The 23,157-nt window shown below is 73.5% G+C and carries 21 protein-coding genes and 1 riboswitch; of the genes, 13 read left to right on the forward strand and 8 right to left on the reverse strand.

Features of this window, described 5'->3' with window-relative positions; all coding sequences use genetic code 11:
* The first annotated feature begins 151 nt into the window (after positions 1-151).
* The 3 genes from ABZ934_RS22310 to ABZ934_RS22320 are packed head-to-tail and all read left to right on the forward strand — an operon-like array spanning position 152 to position 4,928.
* On the forward strand, positions 152-1,159 hold the full coding sequence (locus tag ABZ934_RS22310) for a MoxR family ATPase (RefSeq protein WP_361315912.1): 1,008 nt from the start codon (positions 152-154) through the stop codon (positions 1,157-1,159).
* A complete protein-coding gene (locus tag ABZ934_RS22315; protein ID WP_361315915.1) occupies positions 1,159-2,538 on the forward strand; it encodes a DUF58 domain-containing protein in 1,380 nt (459 codons plus the stop codon). Before ABZ934_RS22310 ends, ABZ934_RS22315 begins: the two co-directional genes overlap by 1 nt.
* Positions 2,535-4,928, forward strand: coding sequence for a DUF3488 and transglutaminase-like domain-containing protein (locus tag ABZ934_RS22320; RefSeq protein WP_361315918.1), 2,394 nt, complete (start codon positions 2,535-2,537; stop codon positions 4,926-4,928). Before ABZ934_RS22315 ends, ABZ934_RS22320 begins: the two co-directional genes overlap by 4 nt.
* A 316-nt stretch (positions 4,929-5,244) precedes the next feature.
* On the opposite strand, the gene ABZ934_RS22325 is transcribed toward ABZ934_RS22320, so the two are convergent.
* The 3 genes from ABZ934_RS22325 to ABZ934_RS22335 are packed head-to-tail and all read right to left on the reverse strand — an operon-like array spanning position 5,245 to position 8,883.
* Positions 5,245-5,877: a TetR/AcrR family transcriptional regulator gene (locus ABZ934_RS22325; RefSeq protein ID WP_136215220.1), complete on the reverse strand. Its 633-nt coding sequence runs from the start codon at positions 5,875-5,877 to the stop codon at positions 5,245-5,247.
* A gap of 29 nt (positions 5,878-5,906) precedes the next feature.
* Positions 5,907-7,994, reverse strand: a complete 2,088-nt coding sequence (locus ABZ934_RS22330; protein WP_361315921.1) for a YhgE/Pip domain-containing protein — start codon at positions 7,992-7,994, stop codon at positions 5,907-5,909.
* The gene (locus ABZ934_RS22335) at positions 7,966-8,883 is read right to left on the reverse strand and encodes an ATP-binding cassette domain-containing protein (RefSeq protein ID WP_361315924.1); all 918 of its coding nucleotides are present in this window, start codon (positions 8,881-8,883) and stop codon (positions 7,966-7,968) included. Before ABZ934_RS22335 ends, ABZ934_RS22330 begins: the two co-directional genes overlap by 29 nt.
* Positions 8,884-9,098: 215 nt before the next feature.
* Here ABZ934_RS22335 and ABZ934_RS22340 point away from each other — a divergent pair, with 215 nt between their 5' ends.
* The 5 genes from ABZ934_RS22340 to ABZ934_RS22360 all read left to right on the forward strand — a co-directional run bounded on the left by ABZ934_RS22340 (position 9,099) and on the right by ABZ934_RS22360 (position 13,422).
* Positions 9,099-9,593, forward strand: a complete 495-nt coding sequence (locus ABZ934_RS22340) for an SAV_6107 family HEPN domain-containing protein (RefSeq protein WP_361315926.1) — start codon at positions 9,099-9,101, stop codon at positions 9,591-9,593.
* A gap of 98 nt (positions 9,594-9,691) precedes the next feature.
* Positions 9,692-10,450: a methyltransferase gene (locus tag ABZ934_RS22345; protein WP_361315928.1), complete on the forward strand. Its 759-nt coding sequence runs from the start codon at positions 9,692-9,694 to the stop codon at positions 10,448-10,450.
* A gap of 306 nt (positions 10,451-10,756) precedes the next feature.
* Complete coding sequence (locus tag ABZ934_RS22350) at positions 10,757-11,158, forward strand: DUF3040 domain-containing protein (protein ID WP_361315931.1); 402 nt, start codon at positions 10,757-10,759, stop codon at positions 11,156-11,158.
* Between the two features lie 144 nt (positions 11,159-11,302).
* Positions 11,303-11,929: a DUF4126 domain-containing protein gene (locus tag ABZ934_RS22355; protein WP_361315934.1), complete on the forward strand. Its 627-nt coding sequence runs from the start codon at positions 11,303-11,305 to the stop codon at positions 11,927-11,929.
* Between the two features lie 92 nt (positions 11,930-12,021).
* Positions 12,022-13,422, forward strand: a complete 1,401-nt coding sequence (locus tag ABZ934_RS22360; protein ID WP_361315936.1) for an NAD(P)/FAD-dependent oxidoreductase — start codon at positions 12,022-12,024, stop codon at positions 13,420-13,422.
* Between the two features lie 16 nt (positions 13,423-13,438).
* Here the strand turns inward: ABZ934_RS22360 and ABZ934_RS22365 are convergent, their stop codons facing one another.
* The 5 genes from ABZ934_RS22365 to ABZ934_RS22385 all read right to left on the reverse strand — a co-directional run bounded on the left by ABZ934_RS22365 (position 13,439) and on the right by ABZ934_RS22385 (position 17,794).
* A complete protein-coding gene (locus tag ABZ934_RS22365; RefSeq protein WP_361315939.1) occupies positions 13,439-14,350 on the reverse strand; it encodes a hypothetical protein in 912 nt (303 codons plus the stop codon).
* A gap of 50 nt (positions 14,351-14,400) precedes the next feature.
* The gene (gene metF, locus ABZ934_RS22370) at positions 14,401-15,315 is read right to left on the reverse strand and encodes a methylenetetrahydrofolate reductase [NAD(P)H] (protein WP_361315942.1); all 915 of its coding nucleotides are present in this window, start codon (positions 15,313-15,315) and stop codon (positions 14,401-14,403) included.
* 96 nt (positions 15,316-15,411) lie between these two features.
* Entirely contained in the window at positions 15,412-16,044 is a 633-nt protein-coding gene (gene thiE, locus ABZ934_RS22375; RefSeq protein WP_361315944.1) for a thiamine phosphate synthase, read from the reverse strand.
* Between the two features lie 90 nt (positions 16,045-16,134).
* Positions 16,135-16,500, reverse strand: coding sequence for an Rv2175c family DNA-binding protein (locus tag ABZ934_RS22380; protein WP_136215209.1), 366 nt, complete (start codon positions 16,498-16,500; stop codon positions 16,135-16,137).
* A 67-nt stretch (positions 16,501-16,567) separates the two neighbouring features.
* Positions 16,568-17,794, reverse strand: a complete 1,227-nt coding sequence (locus ABZ934_RS22385; protein WP_361315947.1) for an FAD-dependent oxidoreductase — start codon at positions 17,792-17,794, stop codon at positions 16,568-16,570.
* A gap of 91 nt (positions 17,795-17,885) precedes the next feature.
* A riboswitch (TPP riboswitch) is annotated at positions 17,886-17,998 on the forward strand.
* Here ABZ934_RS22385 and thiO point away from each other — a divergent pair.
* The 5 genes from thiO to ABZ934_RS22410 all read left to right on the forward strand — a co-directional run bounded on the left by thiO (position 17,996) and on the right by ABZ934_RS22410 (position 23,155).
* The gene (thiO, locus tag ABZ934_RS22390; protein ID WP_361315949.1) at positions 17,996-19,177 is read left to right on the forward strand and encodes a glycine oxidase ThiO; all 1,182 of its coding nucleotides are present in this window, start codon (positions 17,996-17,998) and stop codon (positions 19,175-19,177) included. It overlaps the preceding riboswitch by 3 nt.
* Positions 19,174-19,374, forward strand: coding sequence for a sulfur carrier protein ThiS (gene thiS, locus ABZ934_RS22395; protein ID WP_361315951.1), 201 nt, complete (start codon positions 19,174-19,176; stop codon positions 19,372-19,374). The genes thiO and thiS overlap by 4 nt, the downstream gene beginning before the upstream one ends.
* A 3-nt stretch (positions 19,375-19,377) precedes the next feature.
* Complete coding sequence (locus ABZ934_RS22400; protein ID WP_361315954.1) at positions 19,378-20,172, forward strand: thiazole synthase; 795 nt, start codon at positions 19,378-19,380, stop codon at positions 20,170-20,172.
* A gap of 163 nt (positions 20,173-20,335) precedes the next feature.
* Positions 20,336-22,246, forward strand: coding sequence for a Stk1 family PASTA domain-containing Ser/Thr kinase (gene pknB, locus ABZ934_RS22405; protein ID WP_361315956.1), 1,911 nt, complete (start codon positions 20,336-20,338; stop codon positions 22,244-22,246).
* Positions 22,247-23,155 (forward strand): deoxyribonuclease IV, encoded by a 909-nt coding sequence (locus tag ABZ934_RS22410; protein WP_361315958.1) that lies wholly within the window; start codon positions 22,247-22,249, stop codon positions 23,153-23,155.
* Positions 23,156-23,157 lie beyond the last annotated feature (2 nt).

Genomic DNA, 23,157 nt, shown 5'->3' on the forward strand with positions numbered 1-23,157 from the left:
ACGGCGCCGCAACGCCGTCAAGAATGCGGGGTGACGCCACCCGGGAGCCGTCGGGCCCGGCGTCCGCCCCCTCGCGCGATCGGGGGGTTTCGGGGTGGGCCGGTTCATGCGCCAAGGGGCGTCGGCCCTGGGAAAGGCCGAGGAGAACCAGGTGACCACGTACGACGATCGAGCGAGCCTCGCGGATCTGACCAGCACGGCGGAGCGGGTGCGCCACTCGGTCGAAAGCGTCATCGAGGGCAAGCCCGAGGTCGTCCGCCTCGCGCTGACCGTCCTGCTCGCCGAGGGCCACCTGCTCATCGAGGACGTGCCGGGCGTCGGCAAGACGATGCTCGCCAAGGCGCTCGCCAAGTCCATCGACTGCTCGGTGCAGCGCATCCAGTTCACCCCGGACCTGCTGCCCTCCGACATCACCGGCGTCAGCATCTACGACCAGCAGCGCCACGAGTTCGAGTTCAAGCCCGGCGCGATCTTCGCCCAGATCGTCATCGGCGACGAGATCAACCGAGCCTCGCCGAAGACGCAGTCGGCGCTGCTGGAGTCGATGGAGGAGCGGCAGGTCACCACCGACGGCACCACCTACGCGCTGCCCAGCCCCTTCATGGTCGTCGCCACCCAGAACCCGGTGGAGATGGAGGGCACCTACCCGCTGCCCGAGGCCCAGCGCGACCGGTTCATGGCGCGCGTCTCGGTCGGCTACCCCAGCCGCGAGGCAGAGCTCCAGATGCTCGACGTGCACGGCGGCGTCTCCCCGCTCGACGACTTCCAGGCCGTCGCGCACGCCCACGACATCGTCAAACTGATCGAGGCCGTCCGCGAGGTGTACGTGGCCGAGCCCGTGCGCCGGTACGTGGTCGAACTGGTCTCCGCCACCCGCGGTCACCCGGACCTGCGCCTGGGCGCCTCGCCCCGCGCCACCTTGCACCTGCTGCGCGCCGTCAAGGCGTCCGCCGCGCTGTCGGGGCGCGACTACGTGCTTCCCGACGACGTCCAGCAACTGGCCGGGCCCGTCCTCGCGCACCGGCTGCTGCCCACCGCGCAGGCCCAGCTCAACCGGCGCACCGCCGAGCAGGTCGTCGTCGACATCCTCCAGCGCACCCCCGTCCCCGCGCACGCCCGCGGCGAGATGCCGCCCGGCGCGGGCATCCGGGGCTTCTGATGAGCGCCGGTGCCCCGCACGGCGCCGGCGGGACGGCCCAGGGGACCGGCGGCCTGCGTGCCTCGCTGTCCGGGCTGACCACCCGCGGCCGGTCCTTCCTGGCCGCCGGGGCCGCCGCCGCCGTGTGCGCGTACGTCCTGGGCCAGAGCGAACTGCTCCGGGTCGGGCTGCTGCTCGCCCTGCTGCCGCTGATCTGCGTCGCCGCCCTGCACCGCACCCGCTACCGGGTCTCCGGCAGCCGCCGGCTGACCCCGGACCGGGTGCCCGCCGGCGGCGAGGCCCGGGTGCGACTGCGCATGGACAACGTGTCCCGGATGCCCACCGGACTGCTGATGCTCCAAGACCGGGTGCCCTACGTCCTGGGGCCGCGGCCCCGCTTCGTACTGGACCGGGTCGAGCCGGGCGGCCGCCGCGAGGTGTCCTACCGGGTCCGCTCCGACCTGCGCGGGCGCTACCCGCTGGGCCCGCTCCAGCTTCGCCTGACCGACCCGTTCGGGATGGTCGAGCTGACGCGCTCGTTCAGCACCTACGACACCCTGACCGTCGTCCCGCGCACCGAGGCGCTGCCCCCGGTCCGGCTGGGCGGCGAGTCCTCCGGGTACGGCGACGGCAGCCGCCGCTCGCTGGCCCTGGCCGGGGACGACGACGTCATCCCGCGCACCTACCGGCGCGGGGACGACCTGCGCCGGGTGCACTGGCGTTCCACCGCCCGCTACGGCGAGCTGATGGTGCGCCGCGAGGAACAGCCGCAGCGCAGCAGGGCGACCGTCCTGCTGGACACCCGGCAGGGCGCCTACGAGGGCGCGGGACCCGACTCCGCCTTCGAGTGGGCGGTGTCGGGGGCCGCCTCCACCCTGCTGCACCTGCTGGAGCACGGCTTCTCGGTGCGGCTGCTGACCGACACGGGCAACTCGGTCCCCGGCGAGGCGGGCGGCGGGTTCTCCTCCGGCGCCCAGGAGTCCGCCGAGGCGGCCGGGCTGATGATGGACACCCTCGCGGTCGTCGGCCACTCCGACGGCGCGGGTCTCGCCGGTGCCCACGAGGCACTGCGCGGCGGCGTGGGCGGCGGCGGCTTCGCCTCGGCCGGCTCCGACGGACTCCTCATCGCCTTCTTCGGGGACCTGGACGACGTACAGAGCGAACTCGCGGCCCGGATGTGCCGGCGCAGCGGGGGCGCGGTGGCGTTCGTCCTGGACCCGGCGGCCTGGACCGGGCTGCCCTCGCGGGTGGAGGAACCGCTGCGCCGGCTGCGCGACGCGGGCTGGACGGCGCTCGCGGTCCCGCCCGGGGCCGCCTTCGGCGAGCTGTGGCGCCAGGCCGGTGCCGTCTCCTCGGGTACGACCGCGCGGGGCACGACCGCTTCGGGAGGCCGCGGATGAGCGGGCAGGCACGAGTCACGCTTTTCGCGCTGCTGGCGACCCTGCTCACCTCCTGGTCGCTGACACCGTTGGTGGAGTCCCCCGGCTGGCTGGCGCAGGCGGCGTTGCTGCTGGCCGTACAGAGCCTGGTGGGGGCCGGCGCCCGGCGGTTGCCGGCGGGCCCGGCCCTGACGGTCGGCGCGCAGGTCCTGGTGTCCCTGCTGCTCCTGGCGTTCCTGTTCGCCGGGAAGGCCGAGAACTCCTCGGGCGGGGTGCCGGGCTACTTCCTCACCGACTTCGGTTCGCTGTTCGGGCAGGGCGTCCGGGACGTCGGCGAGTTCGCCATACCGGCTCCGACGACCGACGGCATCCGGATGCTGCTGCTGTCCGGGGTGCTGTTGATCGGGCTGTTGGTGGACCTGCTGGCCGTGACGGTGCGCTCCGCCGCCGCGGCCGGGCTTCCGCTGCTCGCGCTGTACTCGGTGGCCGCCGGGCTGTCGGCGGGCCGCGGCGGCGCCTGGCTGTCCTTCGTCATGGCCGGCTGCGGCTACCTGCTGCTCCTGCTCGCGGAGAGTCGCGACCGGCTCGCGCAGTGGGGTCGGGTGTTCGGCGGGGCGGCCCCGGGGTCCGGTGGTGTCGGGAGCGGCGGTGAGGCCGTGGCCCCCGTACGGACCGGGCGACGGATCGGCGCCGTCGCGCTGGGCCTGGCGCTGGCCCTGCCGTTGGCGCTGCCGGCCATGGGCGGCGGGATGCTGGGCGGTGGCGGCGACGGCTCCGGCGGTGCGGGCGGCGGGACGATCTCGGCGGTCAACCCGCTGGTCTCCCTGCAGAGCAGCCTCAACGCGCAGGACAACCGGGTGGTGCTGCGCTACCGCACGGACAGTCCGCAGCTCTCCGAGCAGTACCTGCGCATCCTGGCGCTCGACGAGTTCGACGGCGTCAAGTGGCAAGCGTCCGGGCGGCCCCTGACGGACGTCCCGCCGCGACTGCCGAACCCGCAGGGGCTCGTCGACCCGGAGATCCGGCGCGGCGCGTCCGAGGTGCGCACGACCGTCTCGGCGGCCGAGACGTACGCCCAGCGCTACCTGCCGATGCCCTACCCGGCGACGCAGGTGGACATCGGCGGGAAGTGGCGGTTCGAACCGGTCGGCCGGACCCTGGTCGGCGACCAGCTCGGCAAGGACACCTACCAGAACGTGCAGGGCGCGCAGTACACGGTCCGGAGCCTGCTGCTCCAGCCGACGGCGGAGCAGCTCCGGCACGCCCCACCGACCGACCCGCTGGTCATGAACGAGTACACGCGGCTGCCGGACAACCTTCCGCCGGTCGTCGGGGACACGGCCCGGCGGGTCACCCGGGGCGCGAAGGACAACTACACGCGGGCCGTGATGCTCCAGGACTTCTTCGCGGTCAGCGGCGGCTTCCGCTACGACACGACGGTGTCCTCGGGGACGGGGTCGCAGGCCATCGCCCGGTTCCTGAACGACAAGGAGGGCTTCTGCATCCACTTCTCGTTCTCGATGGCGGCGATGGCCCGCTCGCTGGGCATCCCGGCGCGGGTCGCGGTCGGGTTCACCCCGGGCACCAAGCAGTCGGACGGCAGCGTGAACGTGACGATGCGTGACGCGCACGCCTGGCCGGAGCTGTACTTCGAGGGCGCGGGCTGGACCCGCTTCGAGCCGACGCCCCGGTCCGGTATCTCGCTGCCGGACTACAGCCGCGCCGACGCCCCGCAGACCCAGCCGTCCGCGCCGACCGCCCTGCCCTCGCCGAACGAGTCGCAGCCGACGGCCGCCCCGTCGCAGACGGACGCCTGCCCGCCGGACCTCAAGAAGCTCGGCGAGTGCGGGGCCCCGGTCCTCGGACAGGACGCGGGAGCGGGCTCCGGCGGTGTGTCGGCCCTGGCCGTGCTGGGTTGGACGGCGGGCGCGCTGATGCTGCTGTCGCTGCCGCTGCTCCCGGTGGTGTGGCGCAGGCGGCTGCGACAGCGGCGGCTGGCCGCGCGGGACGTGCTGCTCGCCTGGCGGGAGCTGGGTGACGCGGCCTGGGACGTGAACATCCCCCCGGACGAGGCGCTGTCGCCCCGCCGGGCGGCCGGGCGCATCGTCGAGCGGGGTCGGCTGGAGGGTGACGCGGCCCGGGCCGTGCACCGGGTGGCGGGCGCGGTGGAGCGGGCGCTGTACGCCCCGCCGGGCGCGGAGTCGCCGTACGAGGGACCGGCGGGCGACGTCCTGGTGGCGCGGGCCGGGCTGCTGGCGGCGGTGTCCCGGGGCACCCGGCTGCGGGCCCTGCTGCTGCCGCGTTCGGCCGCCCGGGTGGGTTGGGCGCTCTCGGCCCGGTGGTCGGCGTTCGTCTCGGCGCTCTCCGCCCGCGTGGCGGCGATCCGCCTCCCGCTGCGGGGGCGCGGCTGAGGGGTGGATACCCGCCGGTGCGGCGGGGCCCGATCCCCCCGAGCCCCGCCGCGACCGGCGTACCCACCGGGTTTCCCCTCCCGGTGCGGGACGGGGAACCGGTGCCGGGCGAGGACCCGGTCCCGCTCCGCGGCCCCGTGTCCGCGGTGCGGGCCGAGCGGCCCCGTCCGTCGCCCCCAGTCTGCTGTTCACACAGGTGGGAGCCCATCCGTACAGGTACTCATTTCGAGGCCCGGGGACGTCTGGGTACGGATACTCAGTTCTACGCCGCGACCCCCGCCCGGCGGCACCGCCGACCGGGGGTCACCCGCCGGTGTCAACGGCTCCCGCTGACACGGCCCCGCAGCAGCAGGGACAGCGCCGAGTGCACGTCGTCCAGCGAACGCTCGCTCTGGAAGGACTGCCAGTCCAGCGCGGCCACCAGCACCATGCCGACCATCGCCGCCGCCGTCAGCGGCACGTCGATCTCCGCACTGAGTTCCCCGCGCTCCACGCCCTCGCGCAGCACCGTCTCCACCACGGCCACCGCCTCCCGGCGGACAACCATCAGCGTGGACTGCCACGCCCGGTTGGTGCGCCACAACTCTGCCACGTACAGCTGGGTGAAGGCCGGGTAGCGGTCGATGAAGACCAGGCCCGCGCGGATCATCTCGTCCAGCGCCTCGACCCGGGTGCCGCCCCGGGCCTCGGTGGACTCCGCCGCTTCCCGCAGCGAGGCGGTCAGCAGCCCCACCCCGTGGCGCAGCAGCTCCTCGAAGAGATCGGTCTTGCTGGCGAAGTTGTAGTAGACGGTGCCTTTGGCGACGCCCGCCCGCTCGGCGATCTCGTCGACCGTCGTCGCGGAGAATCCCTGCTCGGCGATGAGGGTGACGGCCGCTTCGTAGAGCTTCTGCCGGGTCGCCCGCCGCCGGCCGCTGCCGGCACCCGTACCGGTGCTGCTGCTTTCCATGGCGCTGATTCTCACAGGTCACCGGCTCCCTAAAGGCTCAGTTCGGGGTGCAGCCGGTCCATCGTCCACACCTGCTTGCCGCGGGCGGCGAGGGCGGTGAGGGCGAGCGCCCCGGCCGTGAAGGCGGCCAGGACCGCGCAGCCCGTCCACACCGGCGTGAGGTCACCGCCGGTGATCAGCCGGCGCAGGCCCTCCACGACGTACGACATCGGCAGGTACGGGTGGACGGCGTTGAAGAAACCGGGGCTGGTCTGGACGGGGTACGTGCCGCCCGCCGAGGTCAGTTGGAGCATCAGGAAGGCGAGGACCAGGATGCGTCCGGCCGCGCCGAACTTGGCGTTGAGCCACTGGACGATCGCGGCGAAGCAGGCGGTCACCAGCGCCAGGAACGCGATGGTCAGCGCCGGGCGCGACATCTCCAGGCCGAGGCCCCAGTGGAGTACGGACATCAGCGCGGCGACCTGGGCGACGCCGATCCCCGCCACGGGCAGCCAGCCCGCGAAGGCGATCCGCCACGGCGAGGCGCCCGTGGCCAGGGCCCGCTTGTTGAGGGGCGCGATCAGCATGTAGGCGACCATCGCGCCGACCCAGAGGGAGAGCGGGATGAAGTAGGGGGCGAAGCCGGTGCCGTAGTTGGGCGCCCGGTGCAGGGACTGGTTGGCGAGCCGGATCGGGTCGGCCATGACCTGGGTACGGGCGTCGCGCGCCTGCTGGTCGTAGTCGGGGATCTTGCCGGCGCCGTCGTGCAGGCCGCCGGCAAGCTCGCCGGTGCCGTCCACCAGCTTGTACATGCCGCCGTCGAGGGTGTGGGCGCCGTCGCCGAGCTTGCCCACGCCTTCACCGAGGGCGCCGGAGCCGCCGGTGGCGGTGCCGAGGCCGGTGTGCAGCTTGGCCATGCCGGTGGCGACCTGGTGGGCGCCGGTGTTGAGGGCGTTGACCTTGGCGACGGCCGAGTCGAGGTCGGAGGAGAGGCCGGGGGCCGCCGCGGCGAGGGCGTTGGCCTTCGTCTCCAGGTCCGTGACTTGGCCGCGGAGGGTGGTGAGGTCGCCGTTCGTGTCCTTGAAAACGTTGTTGACGTCTCCGGCCAGCAGGGCGCCCTCGGCCGCGTCGTCCTTGAGCTTCTTGAGGGTGGGGCAGGAGGTGAGGTGCGGCTCGGCGCCCGGGGTGACGCAGTGGTCGGTGTAGTACGTGGCGGCGTCGGTGGCGACCCGCTTGGTGACGGACGCCGCGGCGGGTGCCTTCTCGGCGAACTTGTCGAGGTGGTTGTTGACCACCTTGGCGGTGTCAGCGACCAGACGGGCGGTGTCGGCGAGGGACTTGGGGTCCTTGACGAACGGACGTGCCTTCGCGGCGGCGCCGTTGACCTGGTCGGCGACCATCTGGGTGCCGTCGGCGACCTCCTTCGTACCGGTCTCCAGCTGACCGGCGGCGGAGTTCAGCTTCTTGAGACCGCCGGTGAGTTCACCGGACTTCTCCTTGGCCGTGTCGAGGCCGTCGGCGAGCTCCTTGGCGCCCTGCTGGGCCTTGCCCGCGCCGTCCTTGAGTTTGTCGGCGCCGTCGGCGGCCTCGGCGGTCTTGTCGTGGAGGTCGGAGAAACTGACGAAGATCTTGTCGAGGAAGCCTCGAGAGGCGTTGGTGGACGCCGCCGCGCGGACCTCGGAGAAGACGGTCTTCGAGATCGAGCCGACGATGTAGTTGTTCGCGTCGTTGGTGCGGACCTGGAGGGCGCTGGTCGCGGGGTCCGCGCCGGAGCTGGAGGCGATCTTCGCGCTGAAGTCGGCGGGCATGGTCAGCGAGAGGTAGTACTTCCCGTGTTCCAGCCCCTTGGCCGCCTCGTCGGCGTTCACCTCACGCCAGTCGAAGGTCTTGCTGGTGTGCAGCTTCTTGGTGATCTCGTCGCCCGCCGCGATGCGCTTGCCGTCGACGGTGGCGCCGCGGTCGGCGTTGACGAGTGCGACGGGGATCTTGTCGAGGCGGCTGTACGGGTCCCAGAACGAGCACAGGTACAGCGCGCCGTAGAGCAGGGGCAGGAGGAGCAGCGCGACGAGGGCGGCGGCGGGGAGCTTGCCCCGGCCGAAGCGCTTGAGCTCAAGCGCGGCGAGCTTCGGTGAGCGCATCGTCGGCCCCCTTCGTGTTCGTGTCGTCGTCGGTGTCCGCGTCGGTGTGGCCCTTGTCGGTGCGGTCCGCGTCGGTGCGGTCCCCGTCGGTGCGGTCGTGCTGGTCGGTTGCGGCGGCGTCGGGCGCGGACCCGGCGGTGTCGGGCCCGGCAGCCGGCGCGGTGGGCGGCTCGGACTGTGCCGCCGCCTCGCCGGCTGCGCCCAGGCGCAGGACCGTCGCGTCCCGCGGCGCCTCGCTGCACGCCGCGAGGACGGTGGTGCCGCGCTCGGCGAGCGAGCGGAGCAGGGCCCAGGCTTCGGCGCTCTGGGCGGCCGGGAGTTTGAGGTCGACGTCGTCCAGGGCCAGCAGCCGGGGCTGCGCGAGCAGGGCGATGGCCACCGAGAGCCGCAGGGACTCCAGCCGTTCGAGGTCGCGCACCGAGGTGCGCGGGCCCTTGGGCAGGGTGGCGAGGTCCAGTCCGGCGGCGGCGAGCGCCTCGTCGATCCGGGCAGCGGTGGAGATCCGGCGCTCGCCGCTCGGGCGCAGCAGGGCGCGCACGGGGCCCTCGTAACGGCGCTGGAGCAGGGCTCCCTCGCGGAGCTGTTCGGCGACGGTGAGGGCGGGGTCCAGGTCGTTGACCCCGGGTACGTGGGCGAGGGCGGAGATCCGGCGGACCGCTGCCATCTTCTTCGGCAGCCGGTGGCGACCGATCTCGGCATGCCCCTCGGAGGACTTCATGCGGCCGGTGAGGGCGAGCAGGAGACAGGTGCGACCGCTGCCCGAGGGGCCCGCGATGGCGATGAGCGAGCCGGGCTCCGCTTCGATGGCCACCCCGCGGAACACCCAGCCGCGCGGGCCCCTGAGTCCGAAGCCCTCGGCCTTGACGGCCGCGCCCTGTGGGCTGTCCATGCCGTCCCCCTTCTTTTGAACTGACCGGTCAGTTCAAAAACTACCAGGCTTAGTTGTACTTCGCCTCCCGAGGGGCCACAAATGGCCACCTTGGCGACAAACCGCAGGTCAGCGCGATTGTCAGTGGGGCCCGTCACGATGGGGAACAGGCAGCGGAACAGTTGCCCGGCACCATCCAGCGGTTCGCAGCAGTACGCATCGACAGGAGGTTCGTCATGGCCACACCGTCCCCGTCCCCTGTCCACCCCGTCCCGAGGAAGTCGGCGGCCCCACCGGCCGCCCTCGACCTGCTCGCCAAGGCCCATGACGGCCTGGCCGAGGCTGCCCTTCTGCCCCGGCCCAACGAGCGGTACGCCACCGCCCACCTCGCCGCCCTGCGCGCGGCGGCGGCCGTCCTCGCCGCCCGCGGCAGGCCCGAGCCGGTGAACCCGCGGCGGCGACCTCGCATCCGCAGCGCGTGGGAGGTACTGCCGGAGATAGCGCCGGAGCTGACGGAGTGGAGTGCGCTGTTCGCCTCGGGCGCCGCCCGTCGGGCCCGGGCGGAGGCCGGCATACCGGATGCGGCGACCGGCCGGGACGCCGACGACCTGGTCCGCGAGGTGGGCATGTTCCTGCGCCTGGTCGAGCGGATGTTGGCGCTGCGGCCCGTCGCCCCGGGCGGCCGGCAGGGTCTGCCGCAACCCCGGTCGGAGCGTCCGCAGGCGGGATGACCTGCCCGGCTGCGGGAGGCAATAGGGTGGGGCCTGCACCGCTTCACCCTCCCCCAGCTACCGCTGGGACGTGCCCCTACGCCGAGGAGTCATCAGTCGTGTCGGACACTTCCCGCCCCCGCGCCTCGCTCCGCACCGCCGTGGTGTGGGAGGTCCTCAAGGAGGTCCTCGACCGCCGGGTGAAGGCGACCGGCCGGGACGTGTTGGACGTACTGGACACCGGCGGCGGCACCGGCAAGTTCGCGGTACCGGTGGCCCGGTTGGGCCACCGCGTCACCGTGGTCGACCCCAGCCCGAACGCCCTGTTCGGGCTGGAGCGCCGGGTCGCCGAGGCGGGCGTCGCCGATCTGGTGCGCGGCGTGCAGGGTGACGCCCAGGGCCTCCTGGACGTGGTCGAGCGGGACGCGTACGACGTCGTGCTGTGCCACGGCGTGCTGGAGTACGTGGACGACCCGGCCGAGGGTGTGGCCAACGCGGTCGCCGCCCTGCGCCCCGGCGGTGTCCTCAGCCTGCTCGCCGCCGGCCTCGGCGGAGCCGTACTGGCCCGCGCGCTGGCCGGGCATTTCACCGAGGCCCGCACCGCCCTGACCGACCCGGCCGGCCGCTGGGGCGCGGGCGACCCCGTACCGCGCCGCTTCACCGCCGAGCAGCTGTCCGAGGTGGTGGGTGGAGCCGGACTCGACGTCGGCTCGGTGCACGGCGTCCGGATCTTCGCCGACCTCGTCCCCGGTGTGCTGGTGGACACCGAGCCGGGGGCGGTGGAGGCGCTGCTGCGTCTGGAGGAGGCCGCCGCCGAGCTGCCGGCCTTCCACGCGGTCGCCACGCAGTTGCACGTCCTGGGCGAGAAGCCCGCCTGATCTGCGGAGCTCTCGTGAGCGGGGTTCGCCGGACACCCTCCGAACGGGCCGCCGTCACCGTATGATCGAGTGCACCGGTCGGCATGGCGGAACGGTCATCGGGGAATAAGCGCCTCAATGACCACGCCCGCGGCGGTGCGGTCTGGCGCTGCGCTCGTTCGAGGCGCGCCTTTCCGGCAGTGCTTTTCCAGGCGGTGCTTTTTCGAACCTGGCGTAGAGGGCGGGTGTCACGGGGGCGATTCCCCGCCTATCCTGAAAGGGACCCCTGGTCGCTCCCCCCGCGACCGACGGATGAGGAGGACTCCCGTGCCGCTCTCGGAGCACGAGCAGCGAATGCTCGAGCAGATGGAGCGAGCGCTGTACGCCGAAGACCCCAAGTTCGCGACAGCGCTTGAGGGAAGCGGACTGCGTACGTACACCCGGCGACGGGTCTACCAGGCAGTCGCAGGCATTGTGGTGGGTATCGCGCTCCTCATGACCGGTGTGATCTGGCAGAGCGTGCTCTGGATCAGCGTGGTGGGATTCCTCGTCATGCTGGCCTGCACGGTCCTGGTCGTCACCGGGTGGCGCAGAGCCCCGAAGCCTGGCGAGCAGCCCGTCTCCGGAAGTGCAGGTGGTTCGGCCCGCGGGCAGAACCGGCAGCGTCGGTCCATGATGACCCGCATCGAGGAACGGTGGCAGCGCCGCCGGGACGATCAGGGGCAGTGACCCCGTATGGCTTCGTGAGGGACGGCCGCCGGATGGCGGCCGTCCCTCACGCATACGGCCCGCTCCCATACGGCCCGCTCGCGCCCGGCGCGCCCGGCCCTGCGGCCGCGCCCGGCGCGCCCGGCCCTGCGGCATGATGGCCCGATGACCGTCCTCCCCCTGGTCTTCACCAGCGGCTGGGCCAGCGGGATCAACGCCTACGCGGTGGTCCTCCTGCTCGGCGTCTTCGGCGCGACCGGGCTGAGCGACGACGTTCCGGCCTCCCTCCAGCGCCCCGACGTCCTGATCGTCGCGGCCGTGCTGTTCCTCTGCGAGGCCGTGGCCGACAAGATCCCGTACGTGGACTCCGTGTGGGACTCCGTCCACACGGTGATCCGCCCCGTCGCGGGGGCGGTGGTCGGCGCCCTGCTGGCCGGGCAGAGCGGCTCGCTCTCCCACATCGCGGCCGGTGCGATCGGCGGCTCCACAGCACTGGCCAGCCACCTCGTCAAGGCGGGCGCCCGCATGGCGGTCAACACATCGCCGGAGCCGTTCAGCAACATCGCGCTCAGCACCGCCGAGGACCTCGGCGTGGCCGGCGTCGTCACCTTCGCGATGTTCTACCCGTGGGCGGCGGCCGTCATCGCCGCCGTCCTGCTCGCTTCGGGCCTGGCCCTGGTGATCTACCTCTGGACCCGTATCCGCCGCTACCTGCGCCGCCGGGCCCGGCGCCGCGAGGAGAAGCGGCTCGCGGCCGAAACCCGCCGGACCGCCGGCGTCCCGCCGTACTGACCGCGACCGACCCGGGCCGGTCTCGACTGACCCGGGCTTAACGGGACTGACCTGGCTCGGTCCGTGTGCGCGGCGCTCGGTAGGCTCCCCGCATGGCACGAATTGCGGTGATCGGCGCCGGCATGGGCGCGATGGCGACGGCGGCCCGGCTGGCCGTGGCGGGCCACCAGGTGACGGTGTACGAGCGCACGAGCACGTACGGCGGCGCCGTCGGACGGTACGAGCGCGACGGCTTCGCCTTCGACACCGGCCCCGGACTGCTGCACCTGCCCGCCGTCTACCGCGACCTCTTCGTGAAGACCGGCAAGCGGCCCCTGGAGGAGTGCGTCGAGCTCGTCCAAGTCGACCCGGCAGTTCGGCACGTACTGCCCGACGGTGCGGCGGTGACCCTGCCCAACGCCTCGCGCGGCGGCGCGGCGGCCGTCTTGGACGACGCCTTCGGCACCGGCGCCGGGGACCGCTGGAGCGCGGTGCTCGGCCGCGCCCGGGACGCCTGGAACGCCACCCGCCGACCCCTGCTGGAAGAGCCGCTGTGGCCCGACTGGCAGGTGCTGGGCGCGGACCCCTACCCCGCGGTGCGCAAGAGCGGCCTGCTGCGACGCCGGCCGCCCACCCTCGCCGAAATCGCCGCGCGCGAACTGGGCGGCCCGCTGGGCGACCTGCTCGCCGAGCGGGTGCTCGCCTACGGGGTGGACCCCGCGACCGCGCCCGCCGCCGCGGCGGTGCTGCCGTACATGGAGCAGACCTTCGGGAGTTGGTACGTGCGCGGCGGAATGCGGGCGCTGGCCACCGCCGTCCACGAGCGGTGCCGTGAGCGGAAGGTCGACTTCGTCTTCGGCTCCGAGGTGCGGGAGGTCGTACAGCGCGACGGACGGGCCGCCGGGCTGCTGCTGGCCGACGGTGAGGTGGCGGAGGCCGACGCGGTGGTGTGCGGAGTGGACCCGAGGGCACTGGCGATCCCGCTCGCTCCCGGTTCCACGCCCGCCCGCGGCGGTGCGGGCCTGCGCTCCCGCTCCACCCTGTTCCTGGCCCTGCGCGGGGCCCGCCCGGCGGATGCCGTGCACCGCACCCTGGCGGGGGCCGGCGTCACCGTGCTGCGCCCGGACGACCCGGCCACGGCGCCCGACCCGGAGCACGAGGCCGTCACCGTACAGGCCGTCGTGGATGCCGCAGCGGCGCCTTCGGCCGAGGACCTGCTGGCGGCGGCCGCCCGCGCCGTGCCCGGGCTGCGGGAGCGGCTGCTGTGGCACGAGCTGCGCACCCCGGCCGACATCGCCGACGTCACGGGCGCGGAGGACGGCGCGGTCCCGGCGCCCGCGCTGGCCGGGGCCGGCGGGCGGCTGCTCTACCCCGCGAACACCACCGCCCTGCCCGGCCTGTACCTCGCGGGCGGCTGGGCCCACCCGGGCGGCGGCCTCCCGCACGCGGGAATGACCGGCGCCCTGGTGGCCGGGCTGATCGTGGAGGGCGCCGGCTTCCGCGGCTCCCGCTGACGACAGCCCGGGGGGCTCAGTAGCGGTACTGGCCGTACTCGCCCGGGTCGCCCTGGTACGGGTAGCCCTGCGGCTGCTGTGGGGGTTGCTGGTCCTCCGGCGGGTAGGGCTGGGCGGCGTCCCGCTGTTGCGGCACCCAGACCCCGCCGGGAGGGGTGTCCATGGAGTACTGCTGCCGGCCGTAGTCGCCGTACGCGGTGTAGTCGTACTGCTGCGGGGCGACGCCGCCGCCGGTGCCGATGTACGGGTCCGAGTAGGCGGCGTAGACCTGCTGTTCGGCTCCCGGGTAGCCCGCGGAGTAGTCGTAACCGCCCTGGTTCTGCGGGTCGTAGTAGGCGGCGAACTGGTGGGCGTCCTGCTCGGGCGAGGTGAACGGCGGGGCGAAGGCGGCCGTCTCGGCGGGGTGTTCGGAGTACGCCGCCGCCTGGGGCGCGAAACTCTGTATGCCGTAGGAGCCGGTCTCCTCGGGCACGGGCTGCGGGGTGAACACGTCCTCGTCCCCCGCGTCCAACGCGTCCCGGTCCGCCGTCTGGTGCCCGGACGACGCCTCGTACTCGGGCAGGTCGCGCTCGGCGCCGTACTCCAGCGCCGTCACCTCCAGCGCGGGCTCCGGACGCGGCGGTCGCGGGGCGCCGCCACTGCGGCGGCGTCCGCCCTTGCGCACCGGCTCCCCGCCCCGGCGCAGCGCCCAACCGGCCACGAAGCCCTTGCGGAAGGAGAGCGTCACCAGGGTCTGGCCCACCGCGAAAGCGCTCGCGCCGACGGCGATGACCAGCACCGACGGCAGCACCACCCCGGCGACCACGCCGACGAAGCCGGCGAAGGCGAGCAGGCGCCAGCGGAGCCGGGCCTTGTACTGCATCAGGACCTCGGCAAGCAGCCACAACGCGACGAAGCCGAACGCGATGTAGAGGACCGTCATTCCCATGCATGGCCCCTCTCGTACGGCCGACCGCGCGGGAAACGGGGGCCGGCCGATCAGGCCCGCTGGTGCAGACCCAGGTTTTCGTAGATCTCGAGAGTCGCCGTGGAATTGTTCAGCGTGATGAAGTGCAGCCCCGGGACACCCTCGGACAGCAGCCGCGCGCAGAACTCCGTGGCGAACTCGATGCCAATGGAGCGTACAGCCGCCGGGTCGTCCTTGACCGCGAGCATGCGGTCTTTTACCGCCTCGGGGAAGACGGCGTTGCTGAGCTGGGGCAGTCGGTCCAACTGCTTGATCCCCACAACAGGCATGACCTCGGGGATGATCGGGGTCTCACAGCCCGCCTTCTGCACGCTGTCACGCAGCCTCAGATAATTCTCCGGGTCGAAGAACATCTGCGTGATGGCGTAGTCGGCGCCGGCACGGCACTTGTCCACGAAGTGCCGGATGTCCGTGTCCCAGTCCTCGGAGCGGGGGTGCATCTCGGGGAAGGCCGCGACGCCCACGCAGAAGTCGCCGGACTCCTTGAGCAGGCGCACGAGGTCTGCGGCGTAGTCCACGCCCTCCGGGTGCTTGACCCAGGGGCCCATGGGGTCGCCCGGCGGGTCACCGCGCAGCGCGAGCATGTTGCGGATCCCCGCGTCGGCGAACTGTCCGATGACGTGGCGCAGCTCCGCGATGGAGTGGTCCACGGCGGTGAGGTGCGCGACGGGGGTCAGGGTGGTGTTCGCGGCGATCTGCTCGGTGGCGCGGACGGTGCCGCCGCGGGTGGAGCCGCCGGCTCCGTAGGTGACGGAGACGAAGCCGGGGGCCACCGCTTCGATCCGGCGCAGCGCGTTCCACAGGTTGCGCTCGCCCTTCTCGGTCTTGGGGGCCCAGAACTCGAAGGAGTACGAGCGCCCGGACGCGAGGAGGTCGCGGACCGTGTGTGCACGGTCCGACCAGGTGGAAGCGGTACCAAAGGCCATACGGGCAGGTTAGACGGGGGTGGGCACCCGCCGTAGCCCGGTCCGCCAATTGGACAGCTTTTTGGACACCCGTGGCGGCGGGAGGTCGTCGGCCGGTCAGGCGCGCTCGCGGACCCGCTTGGCGAGCTCGTTGGCGGCGGCGCCGGGGTCGGTCGCCTCGGTGATGGCCCGTACGACCACGATGCGGGTGGCCCCGGCGTCGAGCACCTGGTCCAGGTTCGTGGCGTCGATGCCGCCGATGGCGAACCAGGGGCGGTCCTGGCGCAGGGAGGCCGCGTACCGGACGAGGTCGAGGCCCGGGGCGTAGCGGCCGGGCTTGGTGGGGGTGGGCCAGCAGGGGCCGGTGCAGAAGTAGTCCACGCCGGGCTCGGCGACGGCCGCGTCGACCTCGGACTCGCCGTGGCAGGAGCGGCCGACGAGGACCTTCCGGCCGAGGATCGCCCGGGCGGCGGGGACGGGGATGTCGCCCTGGCCGAGGTGGAGCACGTCGGAGCCGATGGCGTGCGCGACGTCGGCACGGTCGTTGACGGCGAGCAGCTTGCCGTGGCGGCGGGCGGCCTCGGCGAAGACCCGGAGGTGTTCGAGTTCCTCGCCGGCCTCCATGCCCTTGTCGCGGAGCTGGACGATGTCCACGCCGCCGGCCAGGGCGGCGTCGAGGAACTCGGGGAGGTCACCCTGCCGCTTGCGGGCGTCCGTGCACAGGTAGAGCCGGGCGTCGGACAGCAGCATGGGTGTACCCCCGGTGGTCGTGGCGGTGTACGGGCCGCGGGTGGCCCGTACACCGTGTGGATCAGCGCCTGTGGATCAGTGCCTGTGGAATCAGAGGGCGAGCGCCTGAGCGCGGCGCTTCACCTCCGTGCCACGATTCTCGCTCAGCGCCTGCGCGGGGGTGCCGGGGAGGGTCGGGTCGGGGGTGAACATCCACTCCAGGATCTCCTCGTCGGAGAAGCCGTCGTCACGGAGCACGGTCAGCAGACCGGTGAGGCCCTTGACGATCTTGTCGCCGTCGATGAAGGGGGCGGGGACCTGGAGGGAGCGGTTCTCACCGCGGCGCACCGCGAGCAGCTGACCTTCCTTGACCAGCTGGCGGACCCGGGTCACTTCGATGTCGAGCATCTCTGCGATGTCGGGGAGGTAGAGCCAGGCGGGGACAAGGGCATCGATCTTTGCGTCAATCTCGGTCACGGGCACAAGCCTGCCATCTCGGACTCGCCGCCGGTACCTGGGCCACCCCGTCCGGGTTGGGGCCGGGTCAGACCGACGCCGATTTGAGCGGGGTGTCGGAGTCGGAGACCGCGGCCGCGGAGAGCACCGTGCCGGCCTCGATCAGCCGGCGCCCCTGAGCCAGGTCCCGGGGCCGCCCCACCGCCAGGACCGCCACCAGCGCCCCGTCCCGCAGCCAGCACACCGACCACGACGCGCCCGCGGGATCGCCGCGCCACACCATCTCGTCCGCCCCGCCGTGGTGCCCCGCGTACTGCACGAACCGCCCGAACTGCTCCGACCAGAAGTACGGCACCGGGTCGTAGGGCTCGGTCTCCACCGCCTCCCCCGCGACCACGTTGGCCGCGACCACCCTCGGGCCCTGGAGCGCGTTGTCCCAGTGATGGACCAGCAGCCGCTCCCCGTACCGCGCCGACGGGAACGACGCGCAGTCCCCCACCGCGTACACGCCCGGCACGGAGGTCCGCAGCCGGGAGTCGGCGGTGACCGAACCGTCCGCGCCCAGCTCGACCCCGGATCCGGCGAGCCAGTCCGTCGCCGGCCGCGCCCCGACGCCGACGACGACCGCGCCCGCCTCCAGCGTCCGCCCGTCCGCCAAGTGGACCCGACCCTCCTCCACGGACGCCACCCGGGCCCCGGTCAGCAGCTCCGTGCCCGCCTCGGCGTACCAGCGCCCCATGGGCTCGGCGACCTCCGCCGGCACGGCACCGGCCAGCACCCGCTCCGCCGCCTCGACCACGGTCACCGCGCAGCCCGCCTCCCGGGCCGCCGTCGCGAACTCCGCGCCGATCCACCCGGCCCCGACCACCACCACCGGCGGCGCCGCCGCGAGCACCGGCCGCAGCCGGGTCGCGTCGTCCAGCGTGCGCAGCAGGTGCACGCCGGGGACCCCGTCGGAGCCGGGCAGGGTCAGCGGGCGGGCGCCGGTCGCCAGGACCAGGACGTCGTACGGGACCGGGCCCGCCTCGGTGTCCACAACGCGCGCGTCCGCCCGTAGCCCGGTGACCTCGACGCCGAGCCGCAGGCCGATGCCGAGGGCCTCGAAGTCCACGTCGAAGGCGGAGCCCTCGGCCTTGCCGAGCAGCACCGCCTTGGACAGCGGGGGCCGGTCGTAGGGCTGATGGGGTTCGGCTCCCAGCAGGGTCACGGGGCCGGTGAAGCCCTGTTCCCGCAGGGCGACCGCGGTCTGCACCCCGGCCATTCCGGCACCGACGATGACGACGCCGCTCTGAGTCTGTTCCGTCTGCTCGCTCACGCGGCCCACCCTAATCTCCTGACGTTTCATCAGGAACATGCCCGGGGGAGGCAGCCTTACCCGGCATGCGCGGCGGGGTTAGTCTGGCCACCGTACCTATCGCGGGAGTCCGGACGCACCGGGCTGAGAGGGAGGCTGGCCGGCCTCCGACCGTACGAACCTGATCCGGGTCATGCCGGCGAAGGGAGGGGCTGGACGCCCATGCACTCATCTCGGAGGGGATCCCCGAAGGGATCCGACGTCCTCGTCATCGGGGGCGGCATCATCGGCCTGGTCACCGCCTGGCGCGCCGCCCGGCGCGGACTGCGGACCGTACTGGCCGACCCGGCCCCCGGCGGCGGCGCCGCCCAGGTCGCGGCCGGCATGCTCGCCGCCGTCACCGAACTGCACTACGGCGAGGAGACCCTGCTCGGGCTCAATGTCGCCTCCGCCGCCCGCTACCCGGAGTTCACCGCCGAACTCGCCGAGGCGAGCGGCGGCATGGACATCGGCTACCGGGCCTGCGGCACCCTCGCCGTCGCGCTCGACGCCGACGACCGCCTCCACCTGCGGGAGCTGCACGCCCTCCAGCGCCGCTGCGGCCTGGACTCGCAGTGGCTGACCGGCCGCGAGTGCCGCCGCCTGGAGCCCATGCTGGCCCCGGGCGTACGCGGCGGTCTGCGGGTCGACGGCGACCACCAGGTCGATCCGCGCCGGCTGACGGCCGCGCTGCTTGCCGCCTGCGAACGCGCCGGTGTGGCCGTGCACCGGGCGGCCGCCGCCCGGCTCCTCGTCACCGGCGACCGGGCCGCCGGCGCCCTGCTCGACGACGGTACGGAGCTCCGCGCCGGCCAGACGGTCCTGGCGGCGGGCTCGCTCTCGGGTCGGTTGCCCGGGGTGCCGCCGGAGGTGGCGGTTCCCGTGCGGCCGGTGAAGGGCCAGGTACTGCGGCTGACGGTGCCCGCCCCGTACGCGCCGTTCCTGTCCCGGACCGTACGGGCGGTCGTACGCGGCAGCCACGTCTACCTCGTGCCGCGCGAGAACGGCGAACTCGTCGTCGGCGCGACCAGCGAGGAGCTGGGCTGGGACACCACCGTCACCGCCGGCGGGGTCTACGAACTGCTGCGGGACGCCCACGAACTGGTACCGGGCATCACCGAACTGCCGCTGACCGAGACCCGGGCCGGGTTGCGGCCCGGCTCCCCCGACAACGCCCCGCTGCTGGGGCCGACCGCGCTTCCCGGCCTGCACCTGGCGACGGGGCACTACCGCAACGGGGTGCTGCTGACCCCGCTCACCGGCGACGTGATGGCGGAACTGCTGGCCACCGGCACGCTGCCGGAGATCGCCCGCCCCTTCACCCCGCGCCGGTTCACCGAGGCACGTCAGGAGTCGTACGCATGACCATCTCCGTCAACGGCGAGCCGCGCGAGGTCGCGGCCGGCACCACGCTCGACGCGGTGGTCGCCACCTTGACCCCGGCCTCCAAGGGGGTCGCCGCGGCCCTCAACGAGACGGTCGTGCCGCGCGGGCGGTGGCCGCACACCCTGCTGGACGACGGCGACCGGGTCGAGGTCCTGACCGCGGTGCAGGGAGGCTGACCCATGGCGGACGACGTCTTCACCCTCGGCGGCCGGAGCTTCTCCTCCCGCCTGATCATGGGCACGGGCGGCGCCCCGAGCCTGGACGTGCTGGAGCGCGCGCTGGTCGCCTCCGGTACGGAACTCACGACCGTCGCCATGCGCCGGCTGGACCCGACGGTCCAGGGCTCGGTGCTGTCGGTGCTGGACAAGCTCGGCATCGCGGTGCTGCCGAACACCGCGGGCTGCTTCACGGCGGGCGAGGCCGTGCTGACGGCGCGCCTGGCCCGGGAGGCGCTGGGCACGGACTGGATCAAGCTGGAGGTCGTCGCGGACGAACGCACGCTGCTGCCGGACGGCGTCGAGCTGCTGGACGCCGCCGAGATCCTGGTCGACGACGGCTTCACCGTGCTGCCGTACACGAACGACGACCCGGTGCTGGCGCGGAAGCTGGAGGACGTGGGCTGCGCGGCGATCATGCCGCTGGGCTCGCCGATCGGCTCGGGGATGGGCATCCGCAACCCGCACAACTTCGAGTTGATCACGGAGCGGGCGGGCGTGCCGGTGATCCTGGACGCGGGGGCCGGTACGGCGTCGGACGCCGCGCTGGCGATGGAGCTGGGCTGCGCCGGGGTGATGCTGGCCTCGGCGGTGACCCGCGCGCAGGCGCCGGTGCTGATGGCGGCGGCCATGCGGGACGCGGTCACGGCGGGCCGCCTCGCGTACCGCGCGGGCCGCATCCCCCAGCGCCGCTTCGCGGAAGCCTCCTCCCCGAAGGACGGCCGCGCCACCCTCGACCCGGAACGGCCGGCGTTCTGAGGGTGCGGGGCGGGATCGGGGGTACGGGTCCGCGCCCGTACGGGGGCCCCGCCCCGGGGCGGGGCCCGCGGGGGCGGAGGCGCCGCACGCGGCATCGTCACAGCTGGGCTGCAAGGCGACCCGCACCGGCAGGGCCCGCCGGGGCGGCTCGTAGAATCGCCGGGTGGACACGACCCTGGATGACCCCCTCGTCGGGCAGACGCTCGACGGCCGCTACCGCATCGACGCCCGCATAGCGGCCGGCGGCATGGCCACGGTCTACCGGGCCCTCGACACCCGCCTCGACCGTGTCCTCGCGCTCAAGGTGATGCACCCGGCGCTCGCCGCGGACGCCGCCTTCGTCGACCGCTTCATCCGCGAGGCGAAGTCGGTGGCCCGCCTCGCGCACCCCAATGTCGTCGCCGTTTTCGACCAGGGCACGGACGGCCCGTACACGTACCTGGCGATGGAGTACGTCTCCGGCTGCACCCTGCGCGACGTGCTGCGCCAGCGCGGCGCCCTTCAGCCGCGGGCCGCCCTCGACATCCTCGAACCGGTCCTCGCCGCCCTCGGCGCCGCGCACCGGGCGGGCTTCGTCCACCGTGACATGAAGCCCGAGAACGTCCTGATCGGCGACGACGGCCGGGTGAAGGTCGCCGACTTCGGTCTGGTCCGCAGTGTCGACACGGTCACCAGCACCACCGGTTCCGTCCTCGGCACCGTCTCGTATCTCGCCCCGGAGCAGATCGAGAACGGCGTCACCGACACCCGCGTGGACGTGTACGCCTGCGGTGTCGTCTTCTACGAGATGCTCACCGGAGGCAAGCCGCACACCGGCGGCACCCCCGCCCAGGTGCTGTACCAGCACCTCAACGAGGACGTTCCGCCCCCGTCGGCCGCCGTGCCCGGGCTGCCCGCCGGCCTCGACGGGCTGGTCGCGCACGCCACGGCCCGCGACCCGCGGCTGCGGCCCGCCGACGCCGCCGCGCTGCTGGGCCTGACGTTGGAGGCCCGCGCCGGGCTGAGCGAGGCCGAGCTGGACGCGGTACCGCCCCAGGCGCTCCCGGGTGAGCGGGCCGCGAGCGAGGACCGCACCAGCGTCATCCCCCGGCCCGTCGCCCCGGTGGGCGCGGCTGCGGCCGACGGCGTCCACCACACCTCGCGTCTGACGACCCCGCCGCCCCCGGCCCGGTCCCGCCGCCGGTCCCGGCCGCGCGGCCTGTACCTGGTCGTCGCCGGGGTTCTGGTGGCCCTCGGTCTCGGCGTGGGGGTCTGGTACATCAATTCGGGCCAGTTCACGAAGGTGCCCAACCTCCTGGGCAAGACGGAGGAGCAGGCCCGCTCCGAGCTGTCGGCGGCCGGTCTCGGGGTGAAGGGGGTGGACCGCAAGTTCAGCGAGGTGTTCGACCGCGGCACGGTCATGAACACCGACCCCCAGGGCGGTAAGCGCATCCGCGGCAACGGCGCGGTGACGCTGACGCTCTCCCGCGGCCCCGAGGTCGTCAGCGTGCCGGCGGTCAAGGGCAAGACGCTGGACGCCGCCAAGGCGGAGCTGACCTCGGCCGGGCTCGCACCCGGCATCGTGACGCAGGCCTTCAGTCAGGACGTCCCCCAGGGCGCGGTGATCAGCACCGACCCGGAGGGCGGCCAGAAGCGCGCGCCCGACACGGCGGTTGCGATCGTCGTCAGCAAGGGCCGCCCGATCCAGGTCCCGAACGTGGCAGGCCGGCCGGTGGACCAGGCCCGCGTCGCGCTCCAGGACCTCGGCCTGAAGGTGGAGACGGCGGCCGAGCAGGTCGACTCCCCCTCCCCCGCCGGTACGGTCGCCAACCAGTCGGCCGCCGCCGGTACCCAGGCCGCGGCTGGTGACACGGTGACCCTCACGGTGTCGAAGGGTCCGCGCCCGGTGCCGGTGCCGAACGTCACGGGCCAGGACGCCGAGGTGGCCCGCAAGGCACTGGAGGCCCTGGGCTTCAAGGTGAAGGTGGAGCGTCCCTTCTTCGGCTTCAGCAACACGGTCGACGCGCAGTCGGTGTCGGGCGGTCAGAGCGCCCCCGAAGGCAGCACGATCATCATCAGGACCAAGGGGCTGTAAGTGCTCGTCGACCGGGCCACCGACCAAGCAACCGACCGGGCCGCGGCGCGCCGCAACCCCGTGGGCGGCCACGTACCCGTGGCCGGCGGGCTCGCCTCGATCGGCCTGACGTACGCGCGCGAGATGGGCGCCGAGGCCGTCCAGGTCTTCGTGGCCAACCCGCGCGGCTGGGCCACCCCGATCGGGAACCCGGCGCAGGACGAGCTGTTCCGGGCCCAGTGCGCGGCGGCGTCCGTTCCGGCCTACGTACACGCGCCGTACCTGATCAACTTCGGCTCCCACACCGAGGCGACCGTCGAGAAGTCGGTGGAGTCCCTGCGCCACTCGCTCCGTCGCGCCCGGGAGATCGGCGCGCTCGGGGTGGTCGTGCACACCGGCTCAGCCACCGGCGGCCGATCGCGCGAGGTGGCGTACGCGCAGGTCAGGCAGTACATGCTGCCGCTGCTGGACGAGCTCACGCACGACGACGACCCGTTCCTGCTGCTGGAGTCCACCGCCGGGCAGGGCTCTTCCCTGTGCTCGCGCACCTGGGACTTCGGCCCGTACTTCGACGCGCTCGACCACCACCCGAAGCTCGGCATCTGCCTGGACACCTGCCACATCTTCGCGGCGGGTCACGACCTGGCGGAGCCGGGCGGCGCCAAGCAGACGCTGGACCTGCTCGTGGACACGGTGGGCGAGGGGCGGTTGAAGCTGATCCACGCCAACGACTCCAAGGAGGGCGTCGGCGCGCACAAGGACCGCCACGCGAACATCGGGCAGGGGCACATCGGGCGGGAGGCGTTCGGCGAGCTGTTCTCGCATCCCGCGATGGAGGGCGTACCGCTGATCATCGAGACGCCGGGCGGAAAAGAGGGCCACGCCGCGGACGTGGCGCTCCTGAAGGAGTTGCGCGAGGCGCACGCATAACA

This window comes from Streptomyces sp. NPDC046557 (assembly GCF_040645975.1).
In the GTDB taxonomy this organism is placed as follows: domain Bacteria; phylum Actinomycetota; class Actinomycetes; order Streptomycetales; family Streptomycetaceae; genus Streptomyces.